The following is a 6712-nucleotide window of genomic DNA, read 5'->3' on the forward strand; positions in this document are numbered from 1 at the left end:
GGACACGGCAGACCAGAGCAGGAGTGTTGCAGCAGAAATCAACATGAGCAAGACTTTTCAGGACATTGCCACCTGGAAGTTTGGTCATGCTGTTGAATCCCGATTCAATATGGGACCGGTTGATCTCCGTCGGTGAGAATCCCCTCACACAGCGGGATCGCGGCCTCACAGCTGCGCTCGTCGCGTCGTTGGCGGACGACGTGCCCGCACCCTTCGCCGTACGCCGGCTCGGCCCGCTGCCCAGCCTCTCGCACGGCGAAGCCGCCGCCGACACCGGGGTCCCGGCTGAACGCGACTTCGGAGAGCACGTCGATCAGACAAACTATTCGGTGGTGGTGAGTGATCGGGTCGTCGTCAAGTGGCTGACACCCCCGGCGCCACTGCCGCATCCGGCCCCAGACGTCCTCGCACACCTGGCCGCGAGCGGTTTCGAAGAGATCGCCCCGCCGTACGCCGCCCTGACTTTGCGCGAAAAGTCGAGCGCTGCGGGCGCTGCGGGTTCTACGGGTGAGGTGCTGCTGGCGCTCGTGACCGGTTACCTGCCGGAGGCGCGCGACGGGTGGGAGTGGTGCGTGGACGAGGCCGAGGCCGGGCGCACGTCGTTCGCGCGCGACCTCGGCCGCCTGACCGCCGACCTGCACGTGGCCCTGTCCACCTTCCGCCCGCCGGCCCCTGAGCCGGCCCCTGAGCCGGCCACCGTTGCCCACGCGCACGGGGACGCGGGTCGTTACGGGGCGCGGGCGGAGGAGGCGCTGCGGGAGGCGCTGGCGCTGACCGACGGGGAGGACGGCGCGTGGCTGGCGACCCGGGAGGCCACCCTGCGCCGCGAGCTGGAGCCCCTGCATCGGCCCCTCGGACCCACGCCGCTGATCCGGATCCACGGCGACCTGCACGTGGGTCAGATCCTCCGGTGGCGCGACGGCTACTCCGTGATCGACTTCGACGGCAACCCGACCGTGACCGGCGCCGAGCCGTACCAGCCGGCCGCCCGGGACGTCGCCCAGCTCGCCACGAGCCTCGACCACGTCGCCCAGGTGGCCGTCAGGAGACGCGGCACGCCGCCGGAGCACGCCGCCCGCTGGGCACGCGAGACCCGCGAGGCCATGCTGTCCGCCTACCGCCACCGCCTGGCCGAGCGCGGACGGCCCGAGCTGCTGGACGAGGCGCTGCTGCGGCCGTTCGAGGTCGAGCAGGAGTGCCGTGAGCTGGTGTACGCGGCCCGCCACCTGCCCCGCTGGCGCTACGCCCCGATGGGGGTCCTGCGCACCTGGTATCCCTGAACCCACCCGAAGCTCGCCGCGCCCGCCGCGCGGCACCGAGCACCACCTGGAGATCTGTTGAACCCCGAGCTGTTCCTGGCCGACCTGGAGGCCAAGCCCGACGCCCTGGAGGCGCTGGCCGGCGAGCTGGCCGCCCGCGACCCGTTCGAGGGCCTGCCGCCCGGTGTCGAGCGGGTGCTGTTCCTCGGCATGGGCAGCTCCCGGTACGCCGCCGGGGTGGCCGCCCTCCGGCTGCGCGCCGCCGGGATCGACGCCTACGCCGACTACGCCTCCGCCGCCGCCACCTACCCCGCGACCCCCGGCACCCTCGTCGTCCCGATCTCGGCCACGGGCGGCAGCCGGGAGACCCTGGACGCGCTCGCCCGCTACGCCGGCACGAAGGCGTTCACCCTCGCACTCACCAACGCCCCAGGGTCAGCCGTCACCGAGGGCGCCGACCTGGTGGTGCCGATGCGGGCGGGCGAGGAGCGCGGCGGCGTCTCGTGCCGCACGTTCCAGCACACGCTGGCGCTCCTGCTCGCCCTGGAGTCCCGGCTCACGGGCGAGTCCCGCGACCTGCCCGCCCTCGTCCGGCGTACCGCCGAGGCCACGGCCGGCCTGCTGGAGCGCAGGAAGGAGTGGCTGCCCACGGCGCTGGAGCTGCTGGACGGGCCGCACGGCGTCTACACCGTCGCGCCGGCCGAGCGGCTCTCGTCGGCGGAGCAGTCGGCGCTCATGGTCCGCGAGGGCCCGCGCCGCCAGGCCGACGCCTGCGAGACGGGCGACTGGGCGCACGTGGACGTGTACCTGACCAAGACGCTCGACTACCGCGCCCTGCTGTTCCCCGGCTCCCGCTACGACGAGCAGGCCATGGACTGGGTGCGGCAGCGCGGCTCGACGGTGCTCGCGGTGGGCGGCGACGTGCCGGGGGCCGCGGCCTCGATCCGCTACCGGCACGACGACGACCCCGAGGTGGCGCTGCTGACGGAGACGCTGGTGGCCGAACTGGTCGCCGCCCACTGGTGGGCCGCCACCTCCTGACCCCGGGAGGTCCAGGAGGCATCCACATGGATGGCCCTGGCGTGCAGACGGCGACGCAGCTCGTGATGGCGGTGGCGGACCGCGCCCGCTGACGTCCGGCTTGGCCCGTACGGTGTACCGTACGGGAGGTGACGACCGAGTACTTCGGCAAGGGTGACCCAGCCCGCAGCCTGGCGCTGCTCTGGCGCACCAGCGAGCGGGCGAGCCGCAAGGGCAAGCCCGACCTGAGCGTGGACCGGATCGTGCGCGCCGCCATCGAGGTGGCCGACGCCGAGGGGCTCCAGGCGCTGTCCATGCGCCGCGTGGCCGAGCGGCTCGGCGTCGGCACGATGTCGCTCTACACGTACGTGCCGGGCAAGCCGGAGCTGTTCGACGTCATGCTCGACACCGTGTACGGCGAGACGGACCGCTCCGAGGACGTGCCCGGCGGGTGGCGGGAGCGGCTGGAGCACATCGCCCGCGAGAACTGGGCCCTCTACCTGCGCCATCCCTGGCTCGTCCAGGTGGCGGCCAGCCGCCCCGTGCTCGGGCCCAACGGCACCGCCAAGTACGACCACGAGCTGCGCGCCGTGGACGGCATCGGCCTGACCGACGTCGAGATGGACGCGGTCGTCACGCTGGTGACCGGGTTCGTCCACGGCACGGCGCGGGGCGCGGTGGAGGCGTCGCAGGCCGAGCGCGAGACCGGCATGACCGACGCGCAGTGGTGGGCGGCGCACGCGCCGTTCCTCAGCCGCATCGCCGACGTGAGCCGCTTCCCGACGGCCACGCGGGTGGGCGAGGCGGCGGGCGAGGCCATGGGCACGGCCTACAGCGCGGAACGCGCCTTCGAGTTCGGCCTCCAGCGCCTGCTGGACGGCATCGAGGCCCTGATCACCCGCCGCACCTCACCCTGAGGACCTCAGCGCACGTAGCGGGCGCGGTCGCGGCGGAGTCCGTCCTGCACGCCGACCCCACCCCTCCCGAAGACCTCAGCGCAACGTGGCGGGCGCGGTCGCGGCGGACAGGAGGATTCCGTCCTGCTCGCCGGTGGGCGGCCGGGTCCAGGTGAGCCCGGGCCCGCCGGAGGCCACCACGTGCGACACGACGGTGCGCAGCAGCGCCTCGACGGGCGCGCCCGGCTGCTCCTCGCGCGCCTCCCGGTAGCGGTCGAGCACCCGGCCCAGGTCGATCATGACGGTGTTCCCGCCCTCTCCGGCGGCCGGCTCCCCGGCCTCGCCTACGCCGGCCTCATCTGGAGCGGCCTCACCTGAGGCGGCGGCGGGGCGCACGGTGATCAGCAGGACGCCCGTCTCCTCCTCGGCCTTCCAGGCGGTGATGCCCGCCGCCGGCGGAGCGCAGACGATCTCGCGGACGGCCTCGGCGAAGTGCCGGCGGTCCATGCCGTCGACCATCCCGTCCAGCCAGGCGGCGCGCAGGTGGAGCACCCCGGGCCCCTCCACGGCGCCGCGCGAGGCCACGAGGTCGCGGACCGCCTCCGCCGGGTCGTGCAGGGCCGCCTCGCCACGGGCGGCGAAGCCCTCGGCCAGCAGGGGGAGGGAGAGCGCGCGGGGCGGGTCGGAGGTGACGACCACGGACTGGGAGAGCTCCAGGAGCAGCGCGTCGCCCTCGTCGTGGAAGGCCCGCAGGCCCTCCGTGAACGCGATCCCGGCCTCGGTGTCGAGCGTCGGCCCCCACGCTCGCTCAGGCGCCTCCTGCGGGCCTTCCGGGCCCCTTCCGGCGGCGGGCCGGTCGCGGCGCAGCCACCACGCGAGCGCGGCGGCCACGGCGGCGGCCGACACGGCGAGCGCGATCCACACCATGCGGTCTACTCCCCCCATCGGAGCCCTTCCGGGCTCCCCATCGGACAGGGCCTAGCAGCGTAGTGGTGATCACGACCGCCCCACCTCCTATTTCCCGAAATGCATGGAACGGCGGGAAATACGGGGAAATGGAGGTGGCGGGCGGCCTGCCGGGTCAGGAGACCGGTGCGGCGCGGAGCCGTACGACGTGCTCGACCAGCGAGATCAGCGTCGCCTTGACCGACTCGCGGTTGCGCGCGTCCGTGCGGACGATCGGCACGTGCGCCGGCAGCGCCAGCGCCTCGCGCACCTCGTCCTCGGAGTGGAGGAACTGCCCGTCCCAGCCGTTGACGCCGACGACGAACGGCAGCTTCGCCTCCTCGAAGTAGTCGATGGCCGGGAAGCTGTCGGCCAGCCGGCGCGTGTCGAGGAGCACGACCGCGCCGATGGCGCCCCGCACGAGGTCGTCCCACATGAACCAGAACCGGTGCTGCCCGGGGGTCCCGAACAGGTACAGGATCAGGTCGCGGTCGAGCGACAGACGGCCGAAGTCCATGGCCACGGTCGTCGTCTGCTTGTTGGGGGTCATCCCGAGGTCGTCGATGCCCGCGGACGCGTCGGTCATCACCGCTTCCGTGGTCAGCGGAAGGATCTCGGACACCGCCCCCACGAACGTCGTCTTGCCGACGCCGAACCCGCCCGCGACGACGATCTTCGTCGACGTGAGGCCCGGGCTAGAGCCTGCGAAGTCCACTGAGCACCCTTTCGAGCATGTTGAGGTCTGGCTGTCCCTGGCTGAGGCGCGGCTGGTGCAGGCGGACGAGTCCTTCGTCTGACATGTCCGCCACGAGCACCCTCGCCACGCCCAGCGGGACCCGGAGGAGGGCCGAGATCTCGGCGACCGACCGGAACGTTCGGCAGAGCTGCATGATGGCCTCCTGCTCGGGAGTCAGCAAGGCCATCTCGTCGTCCGGTATGGACATGGACGAGATCAGCGTCTCCATCGCAAGGTGGTAACGCGGCTCCGAACGGCCGCCGGTCACCGCGTACGGACGGAACAGGGGCTCGTCGTCCCCCGTGCCGTCAGTGCCGTACACGGCCCTCTCCCATGAGTGTCATTGCCTCACCGTGTCCTGGCAGCCTGGAGCTCGGCGCGCAGGGCCGGCGTCAGCGCCTGACCGGCCCGGTCGACGAGCAGCGTCATCTGGTAGGCCACCAGACCCATGTCGCAGTCGGGCGCGGCCAGCACGGTGATCACCGAGCCGTCGCTGATCGCCATCACGATGAGCAGCCCGCGCTGCATCTCGACGACCGTCTGCGTGACGGAGCCGCCCTCGAACACACGCGACGCGCCCACGGTGAGGCTCAGCAGGCCGGCGGAGACCGCGGCGAGCTGGTCCGCCCGGTCCGGCGGGAAGCCCTCAGAGCTCGCCAGGCAGAGACCATCGGCCGAGACGACGACCGCGTGCGCGACACCGGGGGTGTTGCGCACGAAGTCCGTGATCAGCCAGTCGAACCGATGCGCCTCGTGGCTCAGCGTTGTCACGCGTCCTCCCTTGAAAGACGCTCGCTCACTCTCGTTCCTCCTGTTCGCGTACTTCCGCCCGTCCCCGTCGCACTCCCTGCTGGAAGCTGGCCATCCGGCTGCGCATCCGGTCAGCCGAGACCGGCGGCACCGGCGCCTGCCGCTGCTGCCGCTGGGGCTGCGCGGCCTGCGAACCGGCCGTACCCGGGACCAGGTTGGCCTTGGGAGTGCGTTTGGGCAGCCCGGCGGCGGTGATGCCGCCGAGACTGGGGTCGCTGGCCGCGGCCGCCGCACGCCATCCGGCGTCCGCGGCCGTTCGCCACGCTTCCTCCCCAGAGACTACGGCTTGCGACGGGGTGTGCTCATCCCGGCCGGGCGCAGGGGACGCCTGCTCCCCCGGCGGACGGCGGAACCAGGCCGACTCCACCGACGCGAAGATCGGCAGGTACTCCTCCTGGTCCTTGTCCATCGGGGAGACGTCCACCGAGGGCGGCGCCTCCGGCCTACGCACGTCGGCGGTGCTGTAACCCGAGGTGGCGGGCGGCGGGGTCTGGAACGCGCCATTACCACTTGCCGTGCCCGGGAACCCGTCGCGGCTGGGGAAGCTCTCCCGGCTCGGGAAGGCGTCGCGGCTCGGGAAGGCGTCCCGGCGCGGCAGGGACTCCCGCCGGGGCAGGTTCTCCCTGCGGGGCGGGCCCTCCACACTCGGGGACGACGGGAAGCCGCCCGTCCCCTCCTGGCCGGGATGGGACGGGAAGCCGCCGGGCGCCGCCTCGGGGCTCGGGTACGACGGGTAGCCGCCGGGCGCGTCCGGATTGGGGTGGGAGGGGAAGCCGCCGGGCGCGTCCGGGCTCGGGTACGACGGGAAGCCACCGGTGTCGTACGACGGCTGACGCAGCGCGCCGCCGTCGGTGTCGGCGGTGAACGGGACGCCGGGGCGGCCCGTGCCGTTGCCGGAGGCGCCGAAGGAGTCGAGGCTGCCGAACGAGCGGAAGGTGCCGTTCTGCGCCGGTGTGCCCTGCCGGCCGCCGTTCGCGCCGGAGCCCGCCAGCGCGGGCCCGCCGAGGCCAGGCCCGCCCACGCCGGGGCTCGTCAGGCCGGAGCCG

7 protein-coding genes and 1 pseudogene are annotated in these 6712 nt (G+C 73.3%); 3 read left to right on the forward strand and 5 right to left on the reverse strand.

The features are described 5' to 3' along the window. Nucleotides 1-188: 188 nt before the first annotated feature. The 3 genes from AB0H81_RS29500 (at nt 189) to AB0H81_RS29510 (ending at nt 3196) form a co-directional block, all read left to right on the forward strand. A complete protein-coding gene (locus tag AB0H81_RS29500; protein WP_358381081.1) occupies nt 189-1280 on the forward strand; it encodes a hypothetical protein in 1092 nt (363 codons plus the stop codon). Nucleotides 1281-1337: 57 nt separating this feature from the next. After that, nucleotides 1338-2300 carry an SIS domain-containing protein gene (locus AB0H81_RS29505; RefSeq protein ID WP_358381083.1) on the forward strand — a complete coding sequence of 321 codons (963 nt, stop codon included), beginning with the start codon at nt 1338-1340 and terminating at the stop codon, nt 2298-2300. A gap of 128 nt (nt 2301-2428) precedes the next feature. Next, the gene (locus AB0H81_RS29510; RefSeq protein ID WP_358381085.1) at nt 2429-3196 is read left to right on the forward strand and encodes a TetR/AcrR family transcriptional regulator; all 768 of its coding nucleotides are present in this window, start codon (nt 2429-2431) and stop codon (nt 3194-3196) included. Nucleotides 3197-3271: 75 nt separating this feature from the next. Here the strand turns inward: AB0H81_RS29510 and AB0H81_RS29515 are convergent, their stop codons facing one another. The 5 genes and pseudogenes from AB0H81_RS29515 to AB0H81_RS29535 form a co-directional block, all read right to left on the reverse strand. Then, complete coding sequence (locus tag AB0H81_RS29515) at nt 3272-4102, reverse strand: hypothetical protein (RefSeq protein WP_358381087.1); 831 nt, start codon at nt 4100-4102, stop codon at nt 3272-3274. A 154-nt stretch (nt 4103-4256) separates the two neighbouring features. Continuing rightward, the gene (locus AB0H81_RS29520; RefSeq protein WP_175595571.1) at nt 4257-4835 is read right to left on the reverse strand and encodes an ATP/GTP-binding protein; all 579 of its coding nucleotides are present in this window, start codon (nt 4833-4835) and stop codon (nt 4257-4259) included. Then, on the reverse strand, nt 4816-5178 hold the full coding sequence (locus tag AB0H81_RS29525) for a DUF742 domain-containing protein (RefSeq protein ID WP_175595572.1): 363 nt from the start codon (nt 5176-5178) through the stop codon (nt 4816-4818). The genes AB0H81_RS29520 and AB0H81_RS29525 overlap by 20 nt, the downstream gene beginning before the upstream one ends. A 26-nt stretch (nt 5179-5204) precedes the next feature. Further along, on the reverse strand, nt 5205-5627 hold the full coding sequence (locus AB0H81_RS29530; protein WP_175595573.1) for a roadblock/LC7 domain-containing protein: 423 nt from the start codon (nt 5625-5627) through the stop codon (nt 5205-5207). 25 nt (nt 5628-5652) lie between these two features. Continuing rightward, nucleotides 5653-6712: pseudogene (locus tag AB0H81_RS29535) on the reverse strand (hypothetical protein); the annotation flags it as partial.

The organism is Nonomuraea sp. NPDC050691 (assembly GCF_040654455.1).
GTDB lineage: Bacteria > Actinomycetota > Actinomycetes > Streptosporangiales > Streptosporangiaceae > Nonomuraea.

Coding starts and splice junctions, on each gene's coding strand:
- AB0H81_RS29515 (WP_358381087.1), bottom strand. CDS start 4,102: ATGGTGTGGATCGCGCTCGCCGTGTCGGCCGCCGCCGTGGCCGCCGCG.